The organism is Baekduia alba (genome assembly GCF_028416635.1).
In the GTDB taxonomy this organism is placed as follows: domain Bacteria; phylum Actinomycetota; class Thermoleophilia; order Solirubrobacterales; family Solirubrobacteraceae; genus Baekduia; species Baekduia alba.
In genome coordinates this window covers 5,307,338-5,331,347 of sequence record NZ_CP114013.1, presented here as the reverse complement: position 1 = coordinate 5,331,347, position 24,010 = coordinate 5,307,338, and the positions used below count along the sequence as shown (strand labels likewise).

Genomic DNA, 24,010 nt, shown 5'->3' with positions numbered 1-24,010 from the left:
GAGTCCTAGCGCGCCGCGAGCGCGTCCCGCAGCCCGGCGTCGACCTGCTGGGCGGCCCGGGTCCAGGTGCGCTGCGCGGTGAGCGCGAGGCCGGCGGCGGAGCGGCGCTCGCGCAGCGCGGCGTCGTCGAGGAGGCGCTCGATCGCCGCGCACAGCGCGAGCGGGTCGGGGGCGCTGAGCTCGATCGGCCCGTCGGCGCCGAAGGTGTCGAGCATCGACCCGACGGCGAGGTCGACGACCGGCAGCCCGCAGGCCAGCATCTCGGTCGGGACCAGCGACGGGTTGGTCAGCGAGAGGACGACGCCGGCCGTGGCCTGCGCGTACTCGCGGGCCAGCTGCGCCGGCGGGAGCACGCCGAGGTCGCGGTGGGCGAACGGCGCGTCGGTCGCGCGCGGCTCGCCGAAGAGGACGACGTCGACGCCCGGCCGGCGGCGGTGCAGCTCCTCCAGCGCGAGGAGGCCGAGCGGGACCGCGCGGCGTGGCGTCGTGGGCCGCGCGTAGAAGAGCACGCGGTCGGTCCGGCGCGGTCCGCCGCCGGACGTCGCGCGGTAGGTCTCGTGGTCGACGCCGAGGTCGAAGGACGAGGCGGTCGACCCGTACAGGTCGGTCACCAGCCCCGCCAGCCACGGCGACGCGCAGATCGCGTGCAGCCCCTGGCGGTAGGTCCACGTCGCCCACTCGCGCTCGATCGAGGTGGGGTAGAACTCCGGCTCGTGGTCCTGGACGAGGTAGGCGCGCGCCGCCGCGCCGGGCAGCCGGAGCACCGCGGGCACGGTCTGCCAGCCGGTGGCGACGACGACGTCGGCGCCGCCGAACGCGGCCGCGTCCAGCCGGCGCACCGGCGCGCGCACCGGGCCGAAGAAGGCGATGAACAACGCACTCAGCGCCGCGTCGTCGGCCTGCTCGGCGTGCCGGCCCTCCTCGTCGACGAGCAGCAGCTCGAGCGCGTGCCCGCGCGCCTCCAGGCCTCGGACGAGGTCGGCGATCGTCTTGTGGCCGCCCGAGCCACGGCGGAACTGGGGGATGACGACGGCGACGCGCAGCGGCGTCGCGCGGTCGCCGGCAGCCGCCGCCGCCCGCGGCGCCAGCGGCACCGCGCCCTCGCGCAACGCCTCCAACAACAGCGGCGGCCGCGGCGACGTCAGCGGCGCGGGCGCGCCGCGGACCCGGCGGGCCAGCGCCGCGCGGAGGCTCACCGCGCCGCCGTGCCGAGCCGCAGGCGCAGCGCCTCGCGCAGCCCGGCCTCGACCTGCGTGGCCGCGACGTCCCACGTCCGGCCCTCGACGAAGGCCAGGCCGGCGGCCGAGCGGCGCTGCCACTCGGCGCGGTCGCCCATCAGGTGGTCGATCTTCCCGGCCATGGCGAGCGGGTCGAACGGGCTCAGCGCGACCGGCCCGTCGGCGCCGAAGATCCCCTCGGCGCTGATGCCGGCCAGGTCGACGCACGGCATGCCGCAGGCGAGCATCTCCTGCGGGATCAGCGAGTAGTTGGTCAGCGACAGCACCAGCCCGACCGTGCCCTCGTTGTACAGCTGCGCCAGCTCGGGCGGCGACAGGATCCCGAGGTGCTCGTAGTCGACGGGCACGTCGATCTCGCGCGAGTCGCCGAAGCTCAGCACGCGCAGGTCGGGCCGGCGGTCCTTGAGCTCCTTGAGCGCCATCAGCGCCAGCGGGACCGCGCGGCGCGGCGTGATGTCGCGCCCGTAGAGGACCACCGTGTCGGTCCGGCGGGGCACGTCGAGCGGGCGGTAGACGTCGTGGTCGACGCCGAAGTCGAAGAGCGACGTGCTCGCGCCGTAGCGCTCGCGCACGATGTCGGCCAGCCACGGCGACGCGCAGATCGCGTGCATGCCGAAGTTGTAGGTCTCCTCCGCCCACCGCGCCTCGACCGACATGGGGTAGAACTCGGGCTCGTGGTCGTGGATGAGGTAGGCGCGCGCCCGGACGTCGGCGAGCATCATCACCGGATGCGCGGTCTGCCAGCCGGTGGCGACCGCGACGTCGGCGCCGTACCAGTCCGCGAAGCCCTTGAAGACCGGGCCCTGGATCGGCGCGAACCACTCCTGGATGTCGCGCCGGATGCGGGCCGGCCGGTTGGCGGACATCAACCCGAAGTTGTCGTCGATCCAGTAGGTGACCGTGTGCCCGGCGCGCTCCAGCCGGCTCATGATCTGGAAGATCGACGTGTGGCCGCCCGACCCGCGCGAGAACGCCGGGATGACGCAGGCGATGTGCAGCGGACGGTCGGTGGCCGAGCCCGCCAGCGGCTCCAGCAGCGGCGCCGGGCCGTTGCGCGCGTACTGGCGCACCGCGTCGTAGACGATGGAGTGGGCCTTGATCGGCTTGCCGGAGATCGGCCCGCCCACCCCGGTGCCCGCCCCGTGCGTCTCGGCGGGCGTCGTCACCGCCGTGCGTTCCAGGGAGATCGCGCGCTGCACCGGCGCCGGCAGCCGGTGGGCGCGCGAGCCCAGCGGCGCGAAGACCTTGCGCGAGCCGTGATGGACCAGCGAGCGCGCCGTCCAGGAGCGCAGCGTCCGCTCGTCGAAGCCCGCGTCGCGCATCCACGCGCGGTCGTGGGCGACCAGCGAGCGCACGTCGCGGTAGGCCGAGCGCACGCCGAAGCCCTCGACGTGCCCGATCGTCTGGCGCAGGCCGCGGTACTCGTCGAAGTAGCGCCGCGCGAACTGCGCCGGCGGGTAGTCGTGCGCGTGCAGCACGGCGGCCGCCGGCACGTAGGCCTTGGCCCAGCCGGCCGCGAGCATCGCACGGGCGAAGCCCTGGTCCTCGGAGTACGGGACGTCCGGGAAGCGGATGGCCTCCCAGCAGTCGCGGCGGTAGGCGGCGTTGACGTTGGACAGGTAGGCGTCGTCGCCGTCGCGCTGCAGCGACGGCCCGCCGCCCGGCCCGGCGTGGGTGGCGAAGAACGCGTCGAGCTCGCGGGCGATCATCGGCGACGTGTCCGGCCGTGCGCGGTGCGGGCCGTAGACGGCGCCGACGTCCGCGGCCAGGGCGAAGCCGGACAGGAGCCCGGCCAGCCAGCCCGGGACCGGCGTCGCGTCCTGGGTCAGGAAGGCGATGACGTCGCCGCGCGTCGCCTCGGCGCCGGCGTTGCGCGTGCGGCCGTGCCCGAACGTCGCCGGGTCGATCTCCAGCACCTCGGCGCCGGCCGCACGGGCGATCGCGACGCTGTCGTCGCGCGAGCCGGAGTCGATGACCAGCACGTCGAGCCCGCCCGGCGCGTCGGCGGCCTGCGCGAAGACCGCGACGAGCAGCTCGCGGAGGTACCGCGCCCCGTCCTTGACCGGGATGACGACCGAGACGGAGCGCACGGAACCCGAGCCCCCAGGCGAGGTGTTCCGCCTCATCGCGGTCCCAGCAGCCGCCGCTTCAGCTTGCGGATCTCCCACGTGACCCGGCGCGCGCTGCGCAGCGCGTCGAGCAGCGGGATCGCGCCCGGCTTGCGCATGACGCGGTCGAGGTCGATGTGCCACCGCTCCAGCCAGTACAGCTTCTCCTGCGCGGTGGCGATCGTCTGCGCGGTCTCGGCGTCCTTGCGCGCGAGCTGGGCCTCCAGCTCGGCGACGCGGGCGCGCAGCGCGGCGATCTCGGCGGTCTGCTCGTCGGTCTGGGTCACGGGCGGCGCTCCAGGATGATGATGTCCTGCACCTCGCCGAGCGCGGCCTGCTTGACCAGGCGCACCGACCACTTCGGCGTGATGCGCGGGACGAGCCAGTCGAGCGTCATGAAGGTGTTGCCCCAGCCCTCGGCCTTGACGCCCCAGTCGCCCTCTTCGCCGAAGACGTCGAGGTACTGGTGGCTGTCGCTGACGAGGTGCTCGGTGACGTCGCCCGCCGACTCGGGCGTCATGTGGCCGCCGCGGGTCAGCCAGGCGACGGCGTCGAGGCCGTGCGTGGTGATCAGCATCCAGCCGCCGGGGCGGATGACGCGGTGCATCTCGTCCAGCCACGCCAGCGCCGGGCCGGCGTCGAAGTGCGACCAGATGCTGATCGCGAACGCGCCGTCGATGCTGGCGTCGGCGAGGTCGAGCGGAGGCTCGGTCGAGCTGACGAAGAAGCGCCCCATCGGCAGGTGCTCGTCGGCCCAGGCGATCGCGGGCCCGTTGGGGTCGCAGCCGAGCAGCTCGAGGTCGGGCCGCAGCGCGCCGAGGACGCGCAGGACGCGGCCGGTCGAGCAGCCGAAGTCCAGGACGGCGTCGCCCTGGGCCGGCGCCAGCCCGGCCTCCTCGAGGTAGGTCAGGACGATGTCGGCGATGTAGAGGTCGCCGCCGGCCGCCAGCGGGCCGCGCGCCATCGCGTGGACCTCGTAGGGCGGCATGTCGGGCAGCAGGCCGGTCGCGGCCAGCGCGCCGGGCAGCTGGAAGTAGGTGGAGAACAGCACGGCCAGCCGCGGCTTCTGGTGCGGCTCGGCCGTCTCCCAGATCTCGCGGATGGGCGGCTCGGGCGACGCTGCGATCTTCTGCTCCAGCAGCTCCAGGTCCGCGGCCGGGATGCGCTCGTACAGCGTGCTCGACGCCGGCCCGGGCGGATCGGCGGCAAACGGCTGCGGACGGCGCGTGACGGCCTGCACCCACGGCTCGTGGGCCGGCGGGGCTGGCGGTGGCGGTGGGGCGGGCGGCGGAGGCGGTGGCTGACGCCGCCGGCCCGCGGCGGCGAGGACCTTCCGTCGGACGGACATCAAGGGCGACAGGCTAGAGGTCGAGATGGCCGGCGCGGATTCCCGCGGCCGTGCTCGCGCCCCGGCCGGCGCCGGATCGCCACGCGGCAGCTTGCCGGTCCAACCAGGATCGGCTGCGCCGCCGCGCGGCGCGGGTGGGTGGGCCGGATTCGCCGGAGCACGACCACGACCACGACCACGGTCGATCCTGCGTCGGCCATCTAGAGGTTCTCTGCGACGCGCGGGCTCTCGCGCCGGAACCACCACACGCCGAGCACGAAGGTGAAGACGATGATCCCCGCCGGCACGAGCGCACGCCACCCCATCAGGTCGATGATCGAGGGCGCGTCGGGGTCGACCACCGCGTGGCGCATCTGGCTGAAGATCGCCGCCAGCGGGTTGCACAGGACGTAGTGCTGGTACTGCAGCGGGATCGTCGTCGCCACGTACAGGATCGTCGACCCGTAGAACAGCATCTGGGAGGTGACCTCCCAGATCGGGCGGATGTCGCGGTAGCGGACGTACAGCACGCTGAGCAGCATCCCGAGGCCGACCGAGAACATCGTCAGCGCGAGCACCAGCGGGATCAGCGCCAGCCAGCCCCAGTCCGGCCAGACGCCGTTGGCGAAGACGAAGATCAGGACGGCGACGAACGTCAGCCCGAGGTTCAGCAGCGCCGTGATCGCGAGCGACAGCGGGATCACGATCGGGTCGAAGTGCATCTTGCGCAGCAACCCTTCGCGGTCGACCAGCGACGTGACCGACGCGGTCGTGACCTCGGCGAAGAACGTGAAGAACACCAGCGCGAACAGGATGTAGACGCTGTAGTGATGGACGTTGGCGTCGAGCTGCGCGATCTCGGTGAAGACGAAGAGGATCACGCCGAAGAACGCGAACGGGCGCACGAGCGTCCACAGCGCGCCGAGCGCCGAGCCGTAGAACCGCAGCTTCCAGTCGGTGAGGCCGAGGGTCCACGCCAGGTTGAGGATCCGGCGCGTCTCGGGCCAGCGCACCGGCGGCGCGCCGCTGCCGACCGGCTCGACCGTCGTGACGGTGTCGATCGTGGGCGGGGTCTCGCTCGTGGTGGCGGTCTCGCTCATCGGCGATCCAGGCTGAAGCTCAGCGGCGGCTCGATGATGCCGCCGGTGACCCGCGGGCCGTGGACGTAGACCGATGCCAGGTCCTCGCGCAGGTCCAGCGCGTCGGCGCCGTAGCCCTCGCGCGCCACCGACGGCGTAAGCAGGTACTTGGACGGGGCGAGCACGGTATCGGTCGTCGCGCGGACGATGACCTCGTCGCCGGCGGCGAACCGCCCGGCCGGCGGCGTCTCGGCCCACTCGGTGGTCCAGTTGAAGATCGTGTGGCCGATCTCGTTGCGCAGGCTGAGGCCGAAGACCGGGTCGTCGACGTCGGCGTGGAAGCGCACCTTGAAGGCCATCGTCAGCGGCTCCAGCTGCGGGCTCTCGCCGATCCGCTCGCCGTCGCGCTCGAACCAGCCGTCGGTGATCTCGCACGCCTGGTGGTCGCCGTAGCGGGCCTCCTCGCTCGGCGCGTCGTGCACGAGCCGGCCGAAGTTCAGCTCGTTGTAGGCGCGCGAGATCTCGTGCGGCTCGCCGATCTGGAGGACGTCGCCGCGCTCGAGCAGCATCGCGCGGTCGCAGAAGCGCTCGACGGCGAACATGTCGTGGGTGACGAAGACGATCGTCTTGCCCTCGGACTTCATCCGCGTGAACTCCTCGAAGCACTTCTGCTGGAACGCGGCGTCGCCGACGGCGAGCACCTCGTCGACCAGCAGCACGTCGGCGTCGACCTGGATCGCGGTCGCGAAGCCCAGGCGCACGGCCATGCCCGACGAGTAGTTCTTGAGCTTGAGGTCGACGAACTCCTCGAGCTCGGCGAACGCGAGCACGTCGTCGAAGCGCTTGCGCGCCTCGCGGCGCGACAGGCCCATCATCACCGCGTTGATCACGACGTTGTCGCGGGCGGGGAGGTCCGGGTTGAAGCCGACGCCCAGCTCGATGAACGGCGACAGGCGGCCGTGGACGGCGACGCGCCCCTGCTCGGGGCGGTAGATGCCGGCCAGGACCTTCAGCAGCGACGACTTGCCGGAGCCGTTGCGGCCCACGATCCCGAAGAACTCGCCCTGCGGGATCGTGACGTGGACGTCCTTGAGCGCCTCGAGGTCGTCGTAGATCATCGACCGCAACGGGTGCAGCGCACGCTCCTTGAGCGTGCTGTAGCGCTGCCGGGGCAGGCGGAACGTCTTGAAGACGTGGTCCATCTCCACCGCGGGCGGCGCCGAGCGCAGCCTTTGGATCCGGGCCTGCTCCGCGGTGGGTTCGGCCACGGCGGTCACGGCTGAGACGGTAGCGGCTGTGGCAGGATGTCCGCATGGACGTGGCCATCGTGGCCCCGTGCCCGGTGCCGTTCCAGCTGGGCGGGGCGGAGAACCTCTGGCGCGCGCTCCAGGACCACCTCAACGAGCAGACGGGTCATCAGGCAGCACTGGTGAGCATTCCTTCGCGTGAGCACGGGTTCTGGGAGCTGCTGGACAGCTACCGGCGGTTCGCTGAGCTGGACCTCGCCGGCTTCGACGTGGTCATCTCCGGCAAGTACCCGGCCTGGATGGTCGAGCACCCGGCGCATGTGGTGTACATGTTGCATCCGCTGAGAGGCCTTTACGACACGTACCACTTCTTCGGGCTGCCGGACGCGGTGCCCGACCCGCCGGCCGAGGTGGCCGCGCTGCTGCAGTTCCTAACGGACCACGCCGGCGAAGGTTCCGCGCTGCCCGAGCTGTGGGAGCGGCTCGCTGCGCTCCATGCGCGCGCTGACGCGCTGCCGGCGGAGCTCTTCGCGTTCCCCGGCCCGCTGATCCGCACGCTCGTGCGCTGGCTCGACGGCGTCGCCTTCGCGCCCGGACGCGTCGGGCGCTTCGGCGCGATCTCGCACACCGTGGCCGGCCGCGCGAACTACTTCCCCGAGGGCGAGGACGTCTTCGTGGTCCATCCGCCGACCGTCGCGCGCGCCACGCCGCCGGCGCGGCGCCTGACGGACTTCGGCCGCCGCGGGAGCTACCTGTTCACGGTCAGCCGCCTGGACGACGCCAAGCGCGTCGGGCTGCTGGTCGAGGCGATGAGCCACGTCCGCGCCGACGTCGCGCTGCGGATCGCCGGGGCCGGCCCGATGCTGGAGCCGCTGCGCGAGCAGGCCGCGGGCGACCCGCGCATCACGCTGCTGGGCCGCGTCAGCGACGAGGAGCTGGCGCGCCTGTACACGGGCGCGCAGGCCGTCGCGTTCGTGCCCTACGACGAGGACTTCGGCCTCGTCGCGCTGGAGGCGATGGAGTTCGAGCGCCCGGTCATCACGGTCAGCGACGCCGGCGGGCCGATGGAGCTCGTCGAGGACGGCGTGTCCGGCCTCGTCGCGGCGCCCGACGCGGCGGCGCTCGCGGGCGCGATCGAGCGGCTCATGGGCGACCCGCGCGCGGCGCGCCGCATGGGCCGCGCCGGCGCCGAGCGCGCGCGGCGCGTCTCGTGGGACGCGCTGGTGGCGGAGCTCGAGGCGGTCGGCGAGCGGTCCCTGGCCGCATGACTCAGGCGCACAGCCGCTGTACGTCGCGGCGCACCTTCGAGAATGCATGTCTGGCATGAGCGCGCGCCCGAAGCTGACCGTCGCCACGACCTTCCCCGTGCATCCGGCCCGCGGCGGCGGGCAGACGCGCGTCGTCGGGCTCTACGGCGCGGCGGCGGCGCTGGGCGTCGACGTCGACGTCGTCGCGCTGGTCGACCGCGAGGAGCGCGCGACGGTCACGCAGGTCCGGCCGGGCCTGCGCGAGATCCGCGTGCCCAAGAGCGAGGAGCACAACGCGGCCGAGAGCCGGCTGGAGCGCGCGCTGCACGTGCCGGTCACCGACGTCGCGCTCGCGCTCTACGGCGACCTCACGCCCGACTACGCCGGCGCCCTGCGTGCCTCGGCGGCCGACGCCAGCGCCGTCGTGGCCTGCCACCCCTACGCGACCGCCGCGCTGCTGGACGCCGCGCCGGACCTGCCGCTGCTCTACGAGGCCCAGGACGTCGAGACCGACCTGAAGGCCGCGCTGCTCGCGGGCGTCGAGGCCGACGCCGCCGCCGAGGCGCTGGCCTCCGTGCGCGCGGCCGAGGCGCTGGCCTGCGACCGCGCCGCGCAGATCCTCACCTGCTCGGCGCGGGACGGCGACCGCCTCGTCGCGCTGTTCGGCGCCGACCCCGAGCACGTCGCGGTCGTCCCCAACGGCTACGAGGCCGAGCACGTGCCCTACGTCGACCCCGAGGCGCGCGCGGCCCATCGCCGCGCCGTCGGCGTCGAGCGCTTCACCGCGCTGTTCGTCGGCTCCTGGCACGGACCCAACCTGGAGGCCGCCGAGGCCGTCTGCGCCGCGGCCGCCGCGCTCCCGGACGCGCGCTTCCTGCTCGTCGGCAGCGCCGGCCAGGCGCTGAAGCCCGACGCCGTCCCGGCCAACGTGGACGTCACCGGCCCGGTCCACGAGGGCTTCCTGCGCGACGTCCTGGCGCTGGCCGACGTCGCGCTCAACCCCATGATGTCGGGGTCCGGGACCAACCTGAAGATGTTGGAGTACGCCGGCGCCGGCGTGCCGTTGGTCTCCTCCGCGTTCGGCGCTCGCGGGCTGGACATGACGCCCGGCGAGCACTACGTCGAGGCCGAGCCCGACGGCCTGGCCGCCGCGCTGGCCACCGTGCGCGACGAGCCGGCCGACGCGACCGCGCGCCGCGTGCGCCGCGCGCACGAGCACGTCCTCGAGCGCTTCGACTGGCCCGTCATCGCACGGCGCTGGCTGGACCGCGCCCCCATCGAAAGGACCTCCCTCACACCATGACGTTGACGCACGCCGCCACCGTCGCGGGCGCCGACGACGCCCCCGCCGTCCGCCTCATGGCCGCCACGCTGCGCCGGCATCACCCGGAGCTGGCGCTGACCGTCCTGGCGCTGCCCGGCGCGGTCGCGCCGCTGCGCGGCGAGGAGGGCATGACGACGCTGGACGTCGAGGCGCTGGGCGACGACGACCTGCTGGAGGCGATCTGGGACAAGTCCCCGACCGCGATCGGGCGCGCGGCGCGGGCGCTGCTCGTGGCGCGCCTGCTCGACGGCGGCGCCGATGGCGTCCTGCTGCTGCCGCCCGACGCCGAGGTGCGCGGGCGGCTCGTCGAGCTGCAGGCCGCGCTGGCCGACCGCGACGCGATCCTCGTCCCGCGCCTGAGCGGCTCGCTGCCCGACGACGGCGAGCGGCCGGACGCTGCCGACCTGCTGGAGGCGGGCGACGTCGACGACGGGCTGCTGGCGGTCCGGGCCACCGAGGGCGGGCGCAAGCTCGTCGACTGGTGGGCCGCCCGCGGCCTGGACGCGGTCCGCCGGCCGACCCCGGCGTCGGTGCCGGCCGGTCCGGCCCCGGACGCCGACGCCGGCCCGAGCGTGCTCGGCGCGGCCGTCCGCGCCTTCGCGGGCGTCGACACGCTCGACGCCCCGGGCTACGACGTGTCGTTCTGGAACATCCACGAGCGGCCGATCGCGGAGCGCGACGGCGTGCTCCTCGCCAGCGGCGAGCCGCTGCGCCTGATCCGCTTCACGGGCTTCCGCGCCGACCGGCCGTGGTGGTTCTCGGAGCACGCGACCCGCGTCCGCGTCCTCGACGACCTCGCGCTGTCGACGCTGTGCCGCGAGCGCGCCGCAGCGCTGGTCGGGGCGGGCTGGGAGCCGCCGGCTGCGCTGGGCGTCGCCGCCCCCGAGCTGGCCAACCACCTGCGCCTCGACGAGCGCGTGCGCCGCCTGCTGGCCGAGGCGCGCGACGAGGACGAGGAGTTCGGCGACCTGCTGGCGCCCGCCGCGGCGGACCGCTTCCTGGCCTGGCTCGCCGAGCCGGCGGCGCAGGGCGGGCCTGCCGGGATCAACCGCTACACCTACGACGTCTGGCGGGCCCGCGAGGACCTGCGCGAGGCCTACCCGGACCTCGACGGCGCCGACGCCGACGGCTTCGTCGGCTGGCTCTGGGTGCACGGCCGGATGGAGCTGGGCCTCGACGCGCGGCTGCTGCCCGAGCCGCCCGACTGGGTTCCGGAGGCGCAGCGCCGGCCGCCGTCGGTGCTGGTCGCCGGCTACCTGCGCGGCGCGCTCGGCCTGGGCGAGGCGGCGCGGGCGATGGCGCGCGCGCTCGGCCGCGCCGCGGTGCCCTACGGCACCGTGACGCTGTCGGTCGACGGCCCGCAGGACGAGCGCGGCACGGCGCGCCGGCGCGACGACGAGCTGGCCTTCGAGGACGTCGCGGTCGAGGACCCCGACGTCCTGCTGGCGTGCGTCAACGCGCCGCAGCTGCCCGAGCTCGTCGAGCGGCTGGGCCCCGACGTGGTCGACGGGCGCTACCTCGTCGGCCAGTGGATGTGGGAGGTCGACGTCATCCCGCCGTGGTGGGACCAGGCCTTCGCCCTCGTCGACGAGATCTGGGTGCCCTCGACCTACACGGCGCGCATCGTCGCCGCGGCGTCGCCCAAGCCCGTCGTCGTCGTCCCGCTGCCGGTCGAGAAGCCGGCCGAGATCGCCGCCGACCACGGCCTCGACGTCCCCGACGCGCCGTGGACGTTCCTGTTCGCCTTCGACTTCCTGTCGACGCTGCAGCGCAAGAACCCGCTCGGCCTGATCGAGGCGTTCACACGCGCGTTCGCCCCCGGCGAAGGACCGGTGCTGGTGCTCAAGACGACCAACGCGCGCTTCCGCCCGCAGGAGGTCGACCGCCTGCGCTACGCGGCCGGCGGCCGCGACGACGTCGTCATGGTCGACGGCGCGCTGCCGTCCGACCGGCTCGCCGCGCTGTTCGCCGCGTGCGACTCCTACGTGTCGCTGCACCGCGCCGAGGGCTTCGGCCTGACGCTGGCCGAGGCGATGGTCCTCGGCAAGCCGGTGGTGGCGACGGGCTACTCGTCCAACGTCGACTTCATGACGGCGAGCAACTCCTACCTGGTGGACTACACGCTCACCGAGGTCGGGCCCGAGGCCGAGCACTACCCGGCCAACGGCACGTGGGCGGAGCCGTCGGTCGAGCACGCCGCGCAGCTCCTGCGCGAGATCTGGGAGGACCGCGACGCGGCGCGGGCGCGGGGTGAGCGCGGCCGCCGCGACGTCGAGGCGCAGCTCAACCTCGACGCGGTCGGCGCCATCGCGCGCAAGCGCCTGGAGCGGATCCCGGCGCGCAAGGACGACGGCGTGGTGCACGAGGCGCTGCCCTATCCGCTCAGCGAGCTCGAGGCGCGCCTCGGCTTCCCGCTGCACGCCGAGGGCGGCGGCGTGAAGGGCACCGCCAAGCGCGCGGCGCTCAAGGCGATCCGCCCGTACTCGGTCGCCGAGCGCCAGCTCGACGAGGCGCTGGTCGCCTCGCTGCGCCACCTCGCGCGGCGCGTCGAGACCCTGGAGGCCGAGCGCGCGCGGGACCGCGACCGCCTGGCGCGCCTGGAGCGGCGCGGCCGCCAGTAGGCTGGCCGCCGATATGAAGCCTGCCGCCTTGGTCACGGTCTGCCGGCGCGCGACGCTGGCCGCGGCGCTCGACCTGGCGGCCACGTTCGGCGACCACCATCCCGGCGCGCGCGTCGAGGTCGTCGTGGCCGACGCCGCGCCCGGGCCGGCCGGCGCGGCGCTCGTCAGCGGCGCCGAGGTCGCGGGCGCCGCGTTCGGCGTCCTGGCCACCGCCTACGGCGGCTCCGAGCTCGAGGCCGCGCTGATCCCGTTCGCGCTGCGGCGCGCGGGCGCCGGCGCGATCTACCTCGCGCCCGACGCGGTGGTCCTGGGCCCGATCGACCTGCCGTCCGAGGACGGCGCGCTGCTCGCGGCGTCCAGCGGCGACGAGGGCGCGGGCGTCTGCGACGACGGCTTCCTGGCGCTCGTCGGCGCCGGCGGCGTCCCCGCGCTGGACTGGTGGGCGGCGGAGGGCGCGCAGGCGCGCGCGCCGGAGCGCCCGCTGGAGGCGCTGGCCGCGCGGCGCGACGAGCTGGTCGTGGTCCACCGCGAGACGTGGGCCGTCGCGCCGTGGAACGAGCAGGAGCGTGCGGGCGACGCGATCGCCTGGGCGCGCCTGCTCGACGACGAGGACGACGGCGACACGCCGTCGCCGGCGCTGGCGCGCCTGGCCGCCGAGCGCGCCGACCGGATCGCGGAGGGCGCGGCGCCCGCCGCGGTCGCCGCGGCGACTGGCGTGGACGCGCTCTACGACGGCACGCCGCTGGACGACCGCCTGCGCCGCCTGTTCCGGCGCGCGCTGCACGACGGCGCGGTCGAGGGCGCCGCGGCCGACGAGGCGGCGTTCCGGCTCCTGGCCCGCTGGCTCGCCGACCCCGATCCCGACCACCGCTCCGGCGGCGTCTCCCGCGTCCTGTTCGACGTCTGGCTCGGCCGGCCCGACCTGCACGCCGCCTACGGCGACCTCAACGACCCCGACCAGCGCGACGGCTTCGTCGGCTGGGCCGTCGTCTTCGGCCTCGGCGAGGAGCGGATCCCGGCCTGGGTCCTGCCCGAGGAGGCGCTGGACCGCCACGGCGCCGCGCCCGACGACGGCACCGCCGGCCCGCGCCCCGACGCGCCGCCGCCGTTCGGCGTCAACCTCGCCGGCTACCTCCAGTCGACGCTGGGGATCGGGACCGTGGCGCGCAGCCTCGTGGGCGCGTTCGACGCCGCGCACGTGCCGGTCCTGCCGGTCACCGGCGTCCTGCAGCCGCCGACCGGGCGTGCCGAGGCCTTCGAGGCGACCGCGCCGCAGGCCGTCTCGTTCCCCTTCAACGTGGTCTGCGTCAACGCCGACGGCCTGCCCGGCTTCGCGCACGAGGCCGGGCCCGCGTTCTTCGACGGCCGCTACACGGTCGGCTACTGGTGGTGGGAGCTGCCGGAGCTGCCCGACGAGCTGCACGAGGCGTTCGCGCTGGTCCAGGAGGTCTGGGTCGGGTCGTCGTTCGTGCGCGAGGCGCTGGAGCGCGTGTCGCCCGTGCCGGTCGTGCAGATGCCGCTGCCGGTCGCCGTCGCGCCGGTCGTCGACCGCCCGCGCGCCGCGCTCGGCCTGCCCGAGGGCTTCCTGGCGATGGCCTTCGTGGACTTCAACTCGGTCATGGCGCGCAAGAACCCGCTGGGCGCGATCGAGGCGTTCGCCCGCGCGTTCGACGGGAATTCGGCCCACCCACCCGCGACGCTCGTCATCAAGCACCTCAACGGCCACCTGCACCCGCGCGCGCTCCAGGAGCTGTCGCTGGTCGCGCGGCGCCACCCCGGAGTGCGGCTGCTGGACCGCTACGTCGCGCGCTCGACGCTGGACTCGATGGTCGCGTCGGCCGACGTGTTCGTCTCGCTGCACCGCTCCGAGGGCTTCGGCCTGCCGCTGGCCGAGGCGATGGCGCTGGGCACGCCGGTGCTGGCGACGGGCTGGTCGGGCAACGCGGACTTCGTCGACGACGCCGTCGGCTGGCCCGTGCCCTACGAGCTGGTCGCCGTCGGGCCCGGCAACGCGCCCTACGCCGCCGACAGCCGCTGGGCGGAGCCGGACGTGGACGCCGCGGCGCGCATGCTGCGTGAGATCCGCGACGCGCCGGAGCTGGCGGCGCGCAAGGCGCAGGCCGGGCAGCGCCGGATCCGCGAGCGTTACGCGCCGGCCGTCGCGGGCGCCGCGATGCGCGACCGGCTCGCCGCGCTGTACCCGCGCGTAGCCGACGAGCGCCACGTCCGTCGCGCCGAGGCGACGCTGACGGCCACGACGCCGGACCTCGACGCGCTGCGCGCCGGGGCCGAGCCGCCGTCGCGCCCGTTCCAGACCGGCGGGCGCCCGGACCCCGCGCGCAAGGTGGCCCGCTCGGTCGTGGCGCCGGCCGTGCGCTACCAGACCGAGCTCGACACGCAGATCCTCCGCTACGTCGACGCGCTGTCGGCCGAGCTGGCGCGCACGCGCGAGGAGCACGCCGCGCTGACCGCCGCAGCGCTGAAGGGCCACCGGCGCCTCGACGCCCGCCTCGACGGCGTCGGCGCGCGCTTCGACGCGGTCGACGCGCGGATCGCGCGCCTCGAGGAGCTCATCACCGCCGTCGGCCGCGGGCTGGAGGCGCTGCACCACCGTTTCGACGCCCTCGGCCGGGACGTGGCGCCCGTGCTCCACGGCGCCCAGGCACGTCCATGGACGACGCCGGGCAGCTTCGCCTTCGAGGACGACCCTGCGCTCGGCCGCCGCGTGCTGGCCTTCGGCGGCGACGAGACCGAGGACTACGCCGGCTTCGAGGCGGTCTTCCGCGGCCCGCGCGAGCGCGTCGACGAGCTGCTCGAGCACTACGTCCCGCTGCTGGCCGACCACGCGCCCGTGCTCGACGTCGGCGCCGGCCGCGGCGAGCTGCTCGCGCTGCTCGCCGCCGCCGGGATCGAGGCGGCCGGCGTCGACAGCGACGCGTCGATGGCGGCGGAGGCCCGCGCCGCCGGGCTGGACGTCGAGGTCGGCGACGGCATCGCCGCGCTGCAGGCCCGGGAGCCCGGCTCGCTGGGCGCGGTCACGGCCATGCACGTCGTCGAGCACCTGCCGTACGACGCGTTGTTGGGGTTCTTGGCGGGGGCGCGCGCGGCGCTGCGTCCGGGCGGCGTCCTGATGGCCGAGACGATCAACCCGCACGCGCCGGCCGCGCTGAAGACCTTCTGGACCGATCCGACGCACCGCCACCCGCTGCTGCCCGAGACGATGATCGTCCTGGCGCGCGGTGCGGGCTTCGGCCGCGTGGTGGCGACGTTCCCGCGCGGCGTCGGCGACGCGGAGGTCGACCTCCTGCGCTCCGACGCCTACACCTTGGTCGCGACGGCCTAGCGCTGGGCGCCGCCGCTGCGGCGGCGCCGCCACCGCCTACGGCTTGACGTCGGCGAGGTCGAGGATCGCCTCGTCGTTGACCTGCCCATCGAGCACCTGGAGGCGCAGGTCGCGCGTGTCGGCCGTGGACGGCACGGTGCGCGGCGCGTCGGTGCTCAGGCCGAGCACGTGCTGGCCCGGCGGGACGCGGACGACCTGGTCGACCTTGCGGCCCGGCAGCGGCGTCGCGATCGCGGTGCCGATCGGCTTGCCGTCCAGCGTGATCTGCACGGCGGCGCGGCGCCCGGCCGACAGGCGCGCGTCGAACGCGACGTCGCGCGGCTGGTCGTCGGGGTTGTCGAGCTTGATCGACGACTTGGCCCGCGCCCACTGCCAGCGGTGCTTGGCGTCGGACTCCGGCGGATAGAAGCCGACCCCGAACGTGGTCGCCAGCGGGTGCGTCAGCTCCGGGCCGACCGCCTGGCTCTCAGCCGGCGGCAGTTGGCGCTGCAGCTTGGCGCGCAGCGGGCGGAGGTCGAAGAAGTAGAGCCGGGTGTCGTCGCTGACGATCGGCTCGACGCCCGTGGTGATGCGGGCCGGCGTGACCGCCTCGTTCGCGACGTCCGCGTAGCCGGCCGCGTCGATCCACAGCCCGTCGAAGCCGGCGAGCGCGGCGGCGCGCAACTGGACCGGCAGCGGCAGCCCCGATGCCTCCTGCTGCCAGTCGGCCGGCCGGCCCTTCATGGCGCCGTAGGACCACTTGAGCTTCTTGTTGGCGTGGATGTAGCCCTTCAGCGGCGAGTAGTCGAACATGTTGACCACGGGCGGCGACTCCGGGAAGGGCAGGTAGGGGATCTGGTAGATCTCGCCCTTCCCGCCCAGCCGGTCGCTGACCGCGTCGACGAAGTGCGCGTCGTTGGTCCAGGTCTTGGCCGTGCCCTCGTAGTTGGGGCGCATCGACGACGACGTCTGGTCCCAGCCGCCGAGGACGAGCAGGACCGGCACGAGTGCGGCGAACGCCCACGACGCGCGCGGCCCGCGCTCCTTCATCCGCCGGCCGATCGCGTCCAGCGCCACGGCCGCGGCGAGCAGCCCGCAGAAGACGAGCACGATGCCGATCCGGTTCCAGGCCCGGATCGACGGGTTCAGGATGAACGCGATGAACGCGCCGCCGGCGCCGGTCGCGCCGAGCAGCGCCGCGGTCAGCGCGACCAGCGAGGTCGCGCGTAGGCGCGGATCGGCCACGAAGCGCTTGCCGGCGCCGCCGACGACGGCGGCCATCAGGCTCGCCATCAGCAGCAGCAGGCCCAGCACCGACAGCGTGCCGCCCCAGGTCGGGCCCTCGCTGGTCAGCGTGGTCTCACCCCAGAACTTGTTGCCCAGGTCCCCGAAGACGCCCAGGCGGTGCGTCGGCGGCGGGAGCACCTGGCCGATCAGGTTGAGGCCGTAGGTCAGGCTCTCGTTCGGGCTGCGCTGCCCGGTGGCCGCGTTGGCGCCGTGCGCCTGGTGGTAGAGGACCGTCGGCGCGAGGTTGAAGACCAGCACGGCGCCGAGCGCGACGAGCACGGCCCCGGCGGTCAGCAGCACGGCCTTGGGGTGGTCGGTCGTCAGCCACGCCGCCACCGTCGCGACGCCCACGAAGAGGATCGTGAAGATGGCGTAGTAGACGCCGGTCGACGCGATCAGGACGCAGAGGATGATGGTGCGCCACGACGTCCACGTGGACCAGCGCAGCAGGCGCGGGCTCTCGCCGGTGCGCCGTCGCCACAGCGGGATGCCCGTCGCGATCGCGATCGCGAGGAAGACGCCGAGCGGCACCGCGAGCGTCTCGGCGAGCATCAGATGGCCGACTTCGCCCCGGAGGATGTGGTACGGCGCCACCGCGAACAGGGCGGCCGGCGCGATCGCCGCGAGCCGGCTCACGCTCAGCCAGCGCAGCACCGCGTACGCCGACGCGGCGCTGAGCGGGAACGAGACCAGCAGGATCGCGTTGTAGACCACGCCCGGCTGCGACGCGAAGCGCTCGAGCACCCAGGCCATCGCCCAATGCAGGTTGTCGGGGCCGAGCGTCCCGAAGTCGTAGAACTGCTGCCCGTTGGGCGCGCCGAGCGCGTGGTTGCTCCAGATCCAGCCGAAGTCGTGGATCGACTTGAAGATGCCCAGCGTGAAGAGCCCGTCGCTCTCGCTGGCGATCGGGAGCCGCAGGCTCGGCGAGTCCCACAGCTGGAGCGCGATGACCGCGATGACGACGGACGCCACGCAGGCCACCGTGAGCGCGGCGAGCTCCCGCACCCAGGAGCGGTCGGTCAGCGCGCGCAGACGTGCCGCCGCCGTGCTGGAAGCGACGGCGGGCGGTGGGGCTGGTGCAGCGGCGGTGGATGACGTGGCGGCAGCGGCCGTCGACGGGGCTTCACCCATTGGGTTCAGGCTACAGGGCGGTCGGGGCGACACGCGTCGTCGGACCACGACGAGGCGCTCAGCGTCCGTACACCGCTAGGGTGGCGCGCCGATGAGACGTCTCCCCGGCGGTAGCACGAGGAACGCCCGCATTGGTCTGTTGGTCTGCGCGATTGCCGCGCAGGCCGTGTCGTTGCAGCTCGTGCTGCGGACGCCGTTCTGGTTCGACGACGCGGCGAACGCGAACCTGAGCGGGTACCTCCGTGACACCAATCAGACCTTCTCGGGCTACATCCACAGCTCGATCGGCGCCCAGTGGCACTACATGGGCCGCTTCACCCCGCTCGGCCTGCTGGAGAACTACGGGCTGATGGACACCGTCCACGACCGCCTCGCCTACAAGGCGTTCCTGGTCGTGATGACGATCGTGGCGGCGCTCGCCGTGGCGCGCGTGCTCATGGCGCTGCGCGTGCCCACGGAGATCGCGCTGCTGGCGGCCGCATTGACGTCCGCGCTGTACCAGATCCACCTGTACCACGACGTCCTCTACGCCTACTCGGCGCTGATCCAGTGCGTCGTCGTCCTGTTCTGCGGGTCGCTTCTGCTGTTCGTCGGGTGGCTGCGCCAGGGCGGCTGGTGGCGCCTCGCGCTCGCGCTGGCGCTGGTCGTCGCGGCCGACCTGTTCTACGAGGCGGCCTACCTGCTCGTGGTGCTCCACGTCGCGGTGGTCATCGCCGAGCGCCAGCCCTGGCGCAAGGCCATGGCGCCCGTCGCGATCTCGGTGGTCTTCGTCGGCGTCACGGCGTACCTGCGCCTCAAGTACAGCTCCAGCGGCTCCTACAGCGCCAACCTCGCGCCGGACAAGGTCGTGCCGGCGTTCCTCAAGCAGCTCTCCGCCACGCTGCCCGGCAGCTCGTTCTGGAGCCACGACGGGCCGCGCATCCTGCCGTCCTCGCACGCCCGAACGCCGATGCTGCGCGGCGCCCTGATCGGCCTGCTGTCCCTGCCGCTGCTCTGGGCGGCCGCCACGCAGGCCCGCGGCTGGCGGCCGGAGCGCCGGCAGGTCGTCGCCGTGGCGATCGTCGCCGTCGCGCTCATCACGCTGCCCGCGGCCCTCGTCTCGCTGGCCGTGCGCTACCAGAACGACCTGCGCTGGGGCGCGGGCTACCTGCCGGTCTTCGGCGGCGTCGTCGGCGTGGCCGTCCTCGCCACGCTGGCCTACGCCGCCGCGGCGCGCAGGCTCCCGGTTGCCGCGCTGGCCACCGTGTGCGCCGTCCTGGTCGGCGTGAGCGCCGCGCGCAACGCCGAGGGTGGGACGCGCATCGTCTCGTCGCTCGAGAAGGTCGCGGCTCAGCGCGACGACCTCGACGACGCCGTGCGCCACGGGCTGCTGGCCGGCGCCTCGACCCATGACGTCCTGTTCTTCGACCAGCGTCAGATCGCGCCGCCCGAGGGCTTCTGGCTGCCGTCGTACGGCATGACCATGAAGCAGTGGTTCGAGACGGCGTCGCCCAAGACGATCCAGGCGTCCTACGAGCTCTACCCCGACGATGCGACCGATCGCTTCTGCCCGCTGCCCGGCGCCGACGAGCAGCAGCAGTGCAAGGTCCTCGGCCACCGCAACGCCTGGTTCTCGACGGGCGTCGTGGACGGGCGGCGCTGGGTGCTGCTCACCCCGTTCGCGCCGGGGCGGCCGAAGCGGCACGCGAACCTGTTCTACGTCAAGGCCGCGCGGACCGCGCGGCTGGTCATCGAGGACGGCGGCGAGGCGCCGCTCGCGGGCCTCGGGGCGCAGTGGGCGACGCGGGTCGGCGCGCCCGTCGCCGGTGCGGCGGCGCCGCGCATCACGCGCCGCAGCGGCCGCTGGACGTTCGCCGACGTCGCGGTGCCGTCGACCGCGACGGCCGGGACGGGCTTCGTGACCGCGCAGGCGTCGACCTAGGGGACCCGGCGCGGCGCCTGCGACGCTAGGCGCTGGGCGCCAGCCGGACGCGCAGCAGCACCCACAGGGCGCGGAAGCCGTCGCGCCACGTGATCTTCTTGCCCTCGCCGTACGTGCGGCCGAAGTAGGAGATCGGGACCTCGTAGATCCGCAGCCCGCGGCGGCAGATCCAGCCGGTGATCTCCGGCTCGATCCCGAACTGGTCCTCGGTGAGCGGCAGCGCCTGCAGCACCTCGCGGCGGAAGGCCTTGTAGCCCGTCTCCATGTCCGACAGCGTGGTGTTGAACAGCACGCCGGTGACCAGCGACAGGAAGCGGTTGCCGACGAGGTGCCAGAACATGTAGGCGCGCTGCGCGCCGCCGCCGCTGAGGCGGGAGCCGTAGACGACGTCGGCCGCGCCGTCCACGATCGGCTTGATCAGCGACGGGACGTCCTGCGGGTCGTACTCCAGGTCGGCGTCCTGGATGACGACGATGTCGCCGGTCGCGTGCGGGATGCCGTGGCGCAGGGCGCTGCCCTTGCCGGCGTTCTCCTTGCGCAGCAGGACGACGCCGTCGTTGCCCTGCGCCCACTGCTCGACGAGCGCGGCCGTGCCGTCCTGCGAGCCGTCGTCGACGACGAGGATCTCGCGGTCGAGCCCGAGCGCGTCCACGGCGTCGAGCACCGCGACGATCGTGGCGGCCTCGTTGTAGGCGGGGATGAGGAACGTGATCTTCATCGATCTAGATCCCGAATCGGTCGTGGACCTCGGGGTGCTCGCGCAGCCAGTCGGCCAGGGCCTTGAAGCCGACGGCGACGTCGTCCGCGGCGACCCAGCCCAGCCGCTCTTGGGCGAGCGACGGGTCGCTGACCCACACGGCGGTGTCCCAGGACCGCTGCGGCTCGGTGCCCCACTCGGGCTCGGCCGCGATGCCCAGCTCGGCACGCGCGACCTCGACGACCTCGCGCAGCTTGGTCTCGCGACCCGACCCGATGTTCAGCACGCTGCCGCGCTCGAGCTCGGTGTGCGCGGCGGCGGCCAGGAACGCGCGGTTGGTGTCGCGCACCGAGATGAAGTCGCGCGGCGTGTCGGGAGAGACCAGCGGCGGCAGCTCGCCCTTCAGGCCGCGCGCGACGAGCGTCGGCATCAGCCGGCCGGGCTGCTCCCACGGGCCGAAGACCGAGTACAGGCGCAGCGTCACCACGTGGACGTCGTCGCGCACGGACACGAAGCGGCCGTGCAGCGTCGTCGCGGCCTTCATCACCGCGTAGTCGCTGTTGGGCTCGGGCAGGTCGCCCTCCAGCGGCGCGCGGTCCTTGCTGCCGTACTCCGATGAGGACCCGGCGTTGATGAAGGCTTCGAAGCCGCGGTTCTGGCAGGCCGACAGCAGGTGGACGGCGGCCACCAGGTTGGTCTGCATGATGATCTCGGGATCGCGCTGCCACGAGTACGCGCCGTGCGCGGCGAGGTGGAAGACCCAGTCGGGCTTGGCGTGGTCGACGCCGCCGTGGATCGCCTCGGGATCGAGCAGGTCGACGTCGGCGATGTCGACTTCTCCCGCGAGGTGGTCCAGGCGCCAGTTGTCGCTTCCCGGACGGACCCAGGCGACGACCTCGTGGCCCTGGTCCGCGAGCTCTTCGACGAGGTTGGCGCCGACGAAGCCGCCGGCGCCGGTGACGAGCGCTCTCACGCGGAGTGGGGGCACGGATGCGAATGACTCACCATCCGATCATACGTCGAGCCCCAGGCCGGACGTCGTCTACTACGATCGGCGCGGTGACCGAGCGGCCGGCCAAGCTGACCTGGACGGCGATCGGCCTCGTGGCGGTGGCGATCCTGCTGTTCTCCGTGCGCTCGCCGATCGGGCGCTCCGGCGACACCATCGCGATGATCGCGGGCACCCACCTGGGGCTGAGCTGCCTCGGCGACGGGACGCTGACCAACTGCGGGATCCACGTCGCGCCCTACCCGCTGCTCCAGTACCTGCCGACGACGTTGTTCATCGGGTTGGGTCTCGGCGACAACGACATCGAGCGCGCGCTGGGCCTGCTCAACGTCGCGGCGTTCGTCGGGATGCTGCTCGCGAGCTACACGACGCTCGCGCGCCTGGCCCGGCCGGCGCTGGGCGTCGCGCTGCTCGTGGTGCTCGTCGCCTCGCCGCTGCCGTGGTACGCGTGGACGACGTTCGGCGAGTCGCTCGGCGCCTTCGCGTGCGTCGCGTTCGTGGCCGCCGCGCTGTGGCGCGCGCCCGCGCCGGTCCTCGCGCTGACGCTCGCGCTCGCCGGGGTCTCCAAGGAGACCGCGCTGCCGTTCCTCGCGTTGATGGGGATCGGCGCGCTGCTGTGGTCGCCGATCGAGGGCCGCGGGATCGACCGCCGCCACTGGATCGGCCTGGGCATCGGCGCGGTCCTGGCGCTCGCGCTCACCGGCGCGTTCAACGAGCTGCGCTTCGGCCAGCTGACCAACGCGGTCTACTCCGAGTCCTATGAGCGCACCCCGACGACCGGCCTGAAGGCGCGCTTCGTGCTGTCGCTGTGGCTGGCGCCCAACGCCGGGCTGGTGACGTTCTGGCCGCTGGCCGGCGCGGCGCTGCTGGCGATGGTCGCGGTGGCGGCCGCGCGGGTCCGGCGCTGGCGCGAGCACCTGCGGCCCGTCGGCGCCGGCGCGGTCGTGCTGGTCTGCGCGCTGGCCATGACCTACGGCTACGCCAACTGGTACGCGCCGTTCGGCTGGATCGCGTGGGGGCCGCGGCTGATGCTGCTGCTGACGCCGGCGCTGCTGCTCTTCGGCGCCGCGACGCTGGCGCCCGAGCTGCAGGCGGTCGCGTCCGCGGCCGGCCGGTGGGCGACCGCGCTGAAGGTCGCGCTCGCCGCGCTGGCCGTCGCGACCGTGCTGTCGCAGGTCGGCGTCCTGTGGGACAACCAGGCCCAGGCCGGGCTGTTCGACCCGGACTCGGCGTGCCCGACGTCGGTGTCGGTCGTCGACAACCCAGGCGGCTACTACCACTGCATCATCCACTGGGCCTGGTACAAGCACTGGGTCCTGCCCGACGCCGTCAGCGGCGTGACGACGTCGTTCAGCTCCGTCCTGATGACGCTGGCGTGGCTGGCGGCGCTCGCCGCCCTGCTCGTCGCCGTCGTGCTCGCGCTCAGGGACCGGGCGGGACCACGTGCGTCGGCGCCGGTCGTGCCGACTCCGGCGCCACCGGGTCGCTGACCGGCAGCGCCCGCGCCGCGGGCAGCACCGTGCCCGGAGGGGCGTTGAGGATCGACTCCACCACGAACGGCGGGCGGCGCTTGACCTCCTCGTAGACGTGCGCGAGGTAGGAGCCGATGATGCTCAGGCACAGCAGCTGGATGCCGCCGAGGAACAGCACGATCAAGATGATGGTCGTGATGCCGCGCGGCGCCGCGCTCGGGTCGACCACGCGCAGCACGAGCTGCACGAAGATCGCCAGGAACGAGAGCAGCACGATCGAGAGCGCCAGCCCGGTGATGAGGTCCAGCGGGGCGTAGGAGAACGAGACGATCGCGCGCCGCGCCCAGCCGAGGTTCTTGCGGAAGTTGTTGGTGGTGGTGCCGAACATCCGCTCGGGGCGGACGTAGGGGACGCCGACCTGCTTGAAGCCGACCCAGGCGCGCAGGCCGCGCATCAGGCGGTGCGTCTCCGGGAGCGCGTTGATGGCGTCGACGACGCGGCGGTCGACGAGGCCGAAGTCGCCGGCGTCGACGGGCACGTCGACGTAGGCCATGCGCTTGAAGACGCGGTAGAAGCTCTTGTAGAAGAGCTGCATGTGCTTGGGCGCCTCGCGCTGGACGCGGATGCCGTAGACGACGTCGTAGCCCTCGCGCCACTTCTCCACGAACTCGGGGATGATCTCCGGCGGGTCCTGGAGGTCGCCGTCGAGCAGCACGACGGCGTCGCCGGTGGCGATCCGCATGCCCGACGTGAACGCGCTCTGCGAGCCGAAGGCCCGCGCGTGGTTGACCACGACGACCTTCGGGTCGCGCGCGGCCAGCTCCGCCAGGACGTCGCGCGCGTTGTCGGGCGAGCCGTCGTTGACGAAGATGATCTCGTAGTCGCTGCCGATCGAGTTGAAGGTGTTGACCAACCGCTCGTGCATGATCGGGACGGCGGGAGCGTCCCGGTAGCAGGCGATGACCGCCGTGATCTTCACG

The 24,010-nt window shown here is 73.9% G+C and carries 16 protein-coding genes; 6 read left to right on the top strand and 10 right to left on the bottom strand.

What is annotated here, in order from left to right:
• Positions 1-5: 5 nt before the first annotated feature.
• The 6 genes from DSM104299_RS26685 to DSM104299_RS26660 all read right to left on the bottom strand — a co-directional run bounded on the left by DSM104299_RS26685 (position 6) and on the right by DSM104299_RS26660 (position 7,029).
• Entirely contained in the window at positions 6-1,196 is a 1,191-nt protein-coding gene (locus DSM104299_RS26685) for a glycosyltransferase family 4 protein (RefSeq protein ID WP_272474712.1), read from the bottom strand.
• Entirely contained in the window at positions 1,193-3,328 is a 2,136-nt protein-coding gene (locus DSM104299_RS26680; RefSeq protein ID WP_272474711.1) for a glycosyltransferase, read from the bottom strand. Before DSM104299_RS26680 ends, DSM104299_RS26685 begins: the two co-directional genes overlap by 4 nt.
• A 32-nt stretch (positions 3,329-3,360) precedes the next feature.
• Positions 3,361-3,633 (bottom strand): hypothetical protein, encoded by a 273-nt coding sequence (locus DSM104299_RS26675; RefSeq protein ID WP_272474710.1) that lies wholly within the window; start codon positions 3,631-3,633, stop codon positions 3,361-3,363.
• Positions 3,630-4,694 carry a class I SAM-dependent methyltransferase gene (locus tag DSM104299_RS26670; protein WP_272474709.1) on the bottom strand — a complete coding sequence of 355 codons (1,065 nt, stop codon included), beginning with the start codon at positions 4,692-4,694 and terminating at the stop codon, positions 3,630-3,632. The genes DSM104299_RS26675 and DSM104299_RS26670 overlap by 4 nt, the downstream gene beginning before the upstream one ends.
• A gap of 200 nt (positions 4,695-4,894) precedes the next feature.
• Positions 4,895-5,773 carry an ABC transporter permease gene (locus DSM104299_RS26665; RefSeq protein WP_272474708.1) on the bottom strand — a complete coding sequence of 293 codons (879 nt, stop codon included), beginning with the start codon at positions 5,771-5,773 and terminating at the stop codon, positions 4,895-4,897.
• A complete protein-coding gene (locus DSM104299_RS26660) occupies positions 5,770-7,029 on the bottom strand; it encodes an ABC transporter ATP-binding protein (RefSeq protein ID WP_272474707.1) in 1,260 nt (419 codons plus the stop codon). Before DSM104299_RS26660 ends, DSM104299_RS26665 begins: the two co-directional genes overlap by 4 nt.
• A gap of 35 nt (positions 7,030-7,064) precedes the next feature.
• On the opposite strand from DSM104299_RS26660, the gene DSM104299_RS26655 reads away from it, so the two are divergent.
• Genes DSM104299_RS26655 through DSM104299_RS26640 form a run of 4 tightly spaced genes read left to right on the top strand, consistent with a single transcriptional unit; the run spans position 7,065 to position 15,534 of the window.
• Positions 7,065-8,267 carry a glycosyltransferase family 4 protein gene (locus DSM104299_RS26655; RefSeq protein WP_272474706.1) on the top strand — a complete coding sequence of 401 codons (1,203 nt, stop codon included), beginning with the start codon at positions 7,065-7,067 and terminating at the stop codon, positions 8,265-8,267.
• 55 nt (positions 8,268-8,322) lie between these two features.
• Positions 8,323-9,549, top strand: a complete 1,227-nt coding sequence (locus DSM104299_RS26650) for a glycosyltransferase family 4 protein (protein ID WP_272474705.1) — start codon at positions 8,323-8,325, stop codon at positions 9,547-9,549.
• Positions 9,546-12,191, top strand: coding sequence for a glycosyltransferase (locus tag DSM104299_RS26645; protein WP_272474704.1), 2,646 nt, complete (start codon positions 9,546-9,548; stop codon positions 12,189-12,191). The genes DSM104299_RS26650 and DSM104299_RS26645 overlap by 4 nt, the downstream gene beginning before the upstream one ends.
• Positions 12,192-12,204: 13 nt before the next feature.
• On the top strand, positions 12,205-15,534 hold the full coding sequence (locus DSM104299_RS26640; protein ID WP_272474703.1) for a methyltransferase domain-containing protein: 3,330 nt from the start codon (positions 12,205-12,207) through the stop codon (positions 15,532-15,534).
• 36 nt (positions 15,535-15,570) lie between these two features.
• Here the strand turns inward: DSM104299_RS26640 and DSM104299_RS26635 are convergent, their stop codons facing one another.
• Entirely contained in the window at positions 15,571-17,931 is a 2,361-nt protein-coding gene (locus tag DSM104299_RS26635) for a hypothetical protein (RefSeq protein WP_272474702.1), read from the bottom strand.
• A gap of 166 nt (positions 17,932-18,097) precedes the next feature.
• Between DSM104299_RS26635 and DSM104299_RS26630 the strand changes: the two genes are divergently transcribed.
• On the top strand, positions 18,098-19,852 hold the full coding sequence (locus DSM104299_RS26630; RefSeq protein WP_272474701.1) for a hypothetical protein: 1,755 nt from the start codon (positions 18,098-18,100) through the stop codon (positions 19,850-19,852).
• A 25-nt stretch (positions 19,853-19,877) separates the two neighbouring features.
• Here the strand turns inward: DSM104299_RS26630 and DSM104299_RS26625 are convergent, their stop codons facing one another.
• Both DSM104299_RS26625 and DSM104299_RS26620 read right to left on the bottom strand, forming a co-directional pair.
• Positions 19,878-20,570 carry a glycosyltransferase family 2 protein gene (locus tag DSM104299_RS26625; protein WP_272474700.1) on the bottom strand — a complete coding sequence of 231 codons (693 nt, stop codon included), beginning with the start codon at positions 20,568-20,570 and terminating at the stop codon, positions 19,878-19,880.
• A 4-nt stretch (positions 20,571-20,574) separates the two neighbouring features.
• Positions 20,575-21,537, bottom strand: coding sequence for an NAD-dependent epimerase/dehydratase family protein (locus tag DSM104299_RS26620; RefSeq protein WP_272474699.1), 963 nt, complete (start codon positions 21,535-21,537; stop codon positions 20,575-20,577).
• A 71-nt stretch (positions 21,538-21,608) separates the two neighbouring features.
• Here DSM104299_RS26620 and DSM104299_RS26615 point away from each other — a divergent pair, with 71 nt between their 5' ends.
• Positions 21,609-23,048, top strand: a complete 1,440-nt coding sequence (locus tag DSM104299_RS26615) for a hypothetical protein (RefSeq protein WP_272474698.1) — start codon at positions 21,609-21,611, stop codon at positions 23,046-23,048.
• On the opposite strand, the gene DSM104299_RS26610 is transcribed toward DSM104299_RS26615, so the two are convergent.
• Positions 22,981-24,009: a glycosyltransferase family 2 protein gene (locus DSM104299_RS26610; RefSeq protein WP_272474697.1), complete on the bottom strand. Its 1,029-nt coding sequence runs from the start codon at positions 24,007-24,009 to the stop codon at positions 22,981-22,983. The two genes, DSM104299_RS26615 and DSM104299_RS26610, sit on opposite strands and share 68 nt — an antisense overlap.
• Position 24,010: the final 1 nt, after the last annotated feature.

What these genes read in the sequence shown, in the direction of transcription:
- DSM104299_RS26670 (WP_272474709.1), bottom strand. Translation starts at nt 4,694, where the DNA reads ATGTCCGTCCGACGGAAGGTCCTCGCCGCCGCGGGCCGGCGGCGTCAG.
- DSM104299_RS26665 (WP_272474708.1), bottom strand. Translation starts at nt 5,773, where the DNA reads ATGAGCGAGACCGCCACCACGAGCGAGACCCCGCCCACGATCGACACC.
- DSM104299_RS26655 (WP_272474706.1), top strand. Translation starts at nt 7,065, where the DNA reads ATGGACGTGGCCATCGTGGCCCCGTGCCCGGTGCCGTTCCAGCTGGGC.
- DSM104299_RS26650 (WP_272474705.1), top strand. Translation starts at nt 8,323, where the DNA reads ATGAGCGCGCGCCCGAAGCTGACCGTCGCCACGACCTTCCCCGTGCAT.
- DSM104299_RS26645 (WP_272474704.1), top strand. Translation starts at nt 9,546, where the DNA reads ATGACGTTGACGCACGCCGCCACCGTCGCGGGCGCCGACGACGCCCCC.
- DSM104299_RS26640 (WP_272474703.1), top strand. Translation starts at nt 12,205, where the DNA reads ATGAAGCCTGCCGCCTTGGTCACGGTCTGCCGGCGCGCGACGCTGGCC.
- DSM104299_RS26635 (WP_272474702.1), bottom strand. Translation starts at nt 17,931, where the DNA reads ATGGGTGAAGCCCCGTCGACGGCCGCTGCCGCCACGTCATCCACCGCC.
- DSM104299_RS26625 (WP_272474700.1), bottom strand. Translation starts at nt 20,570, where the DNA reads ATGAAGATCACGTTCCTCATCCCCGCCTACAACGAGGCCGCCACGATC.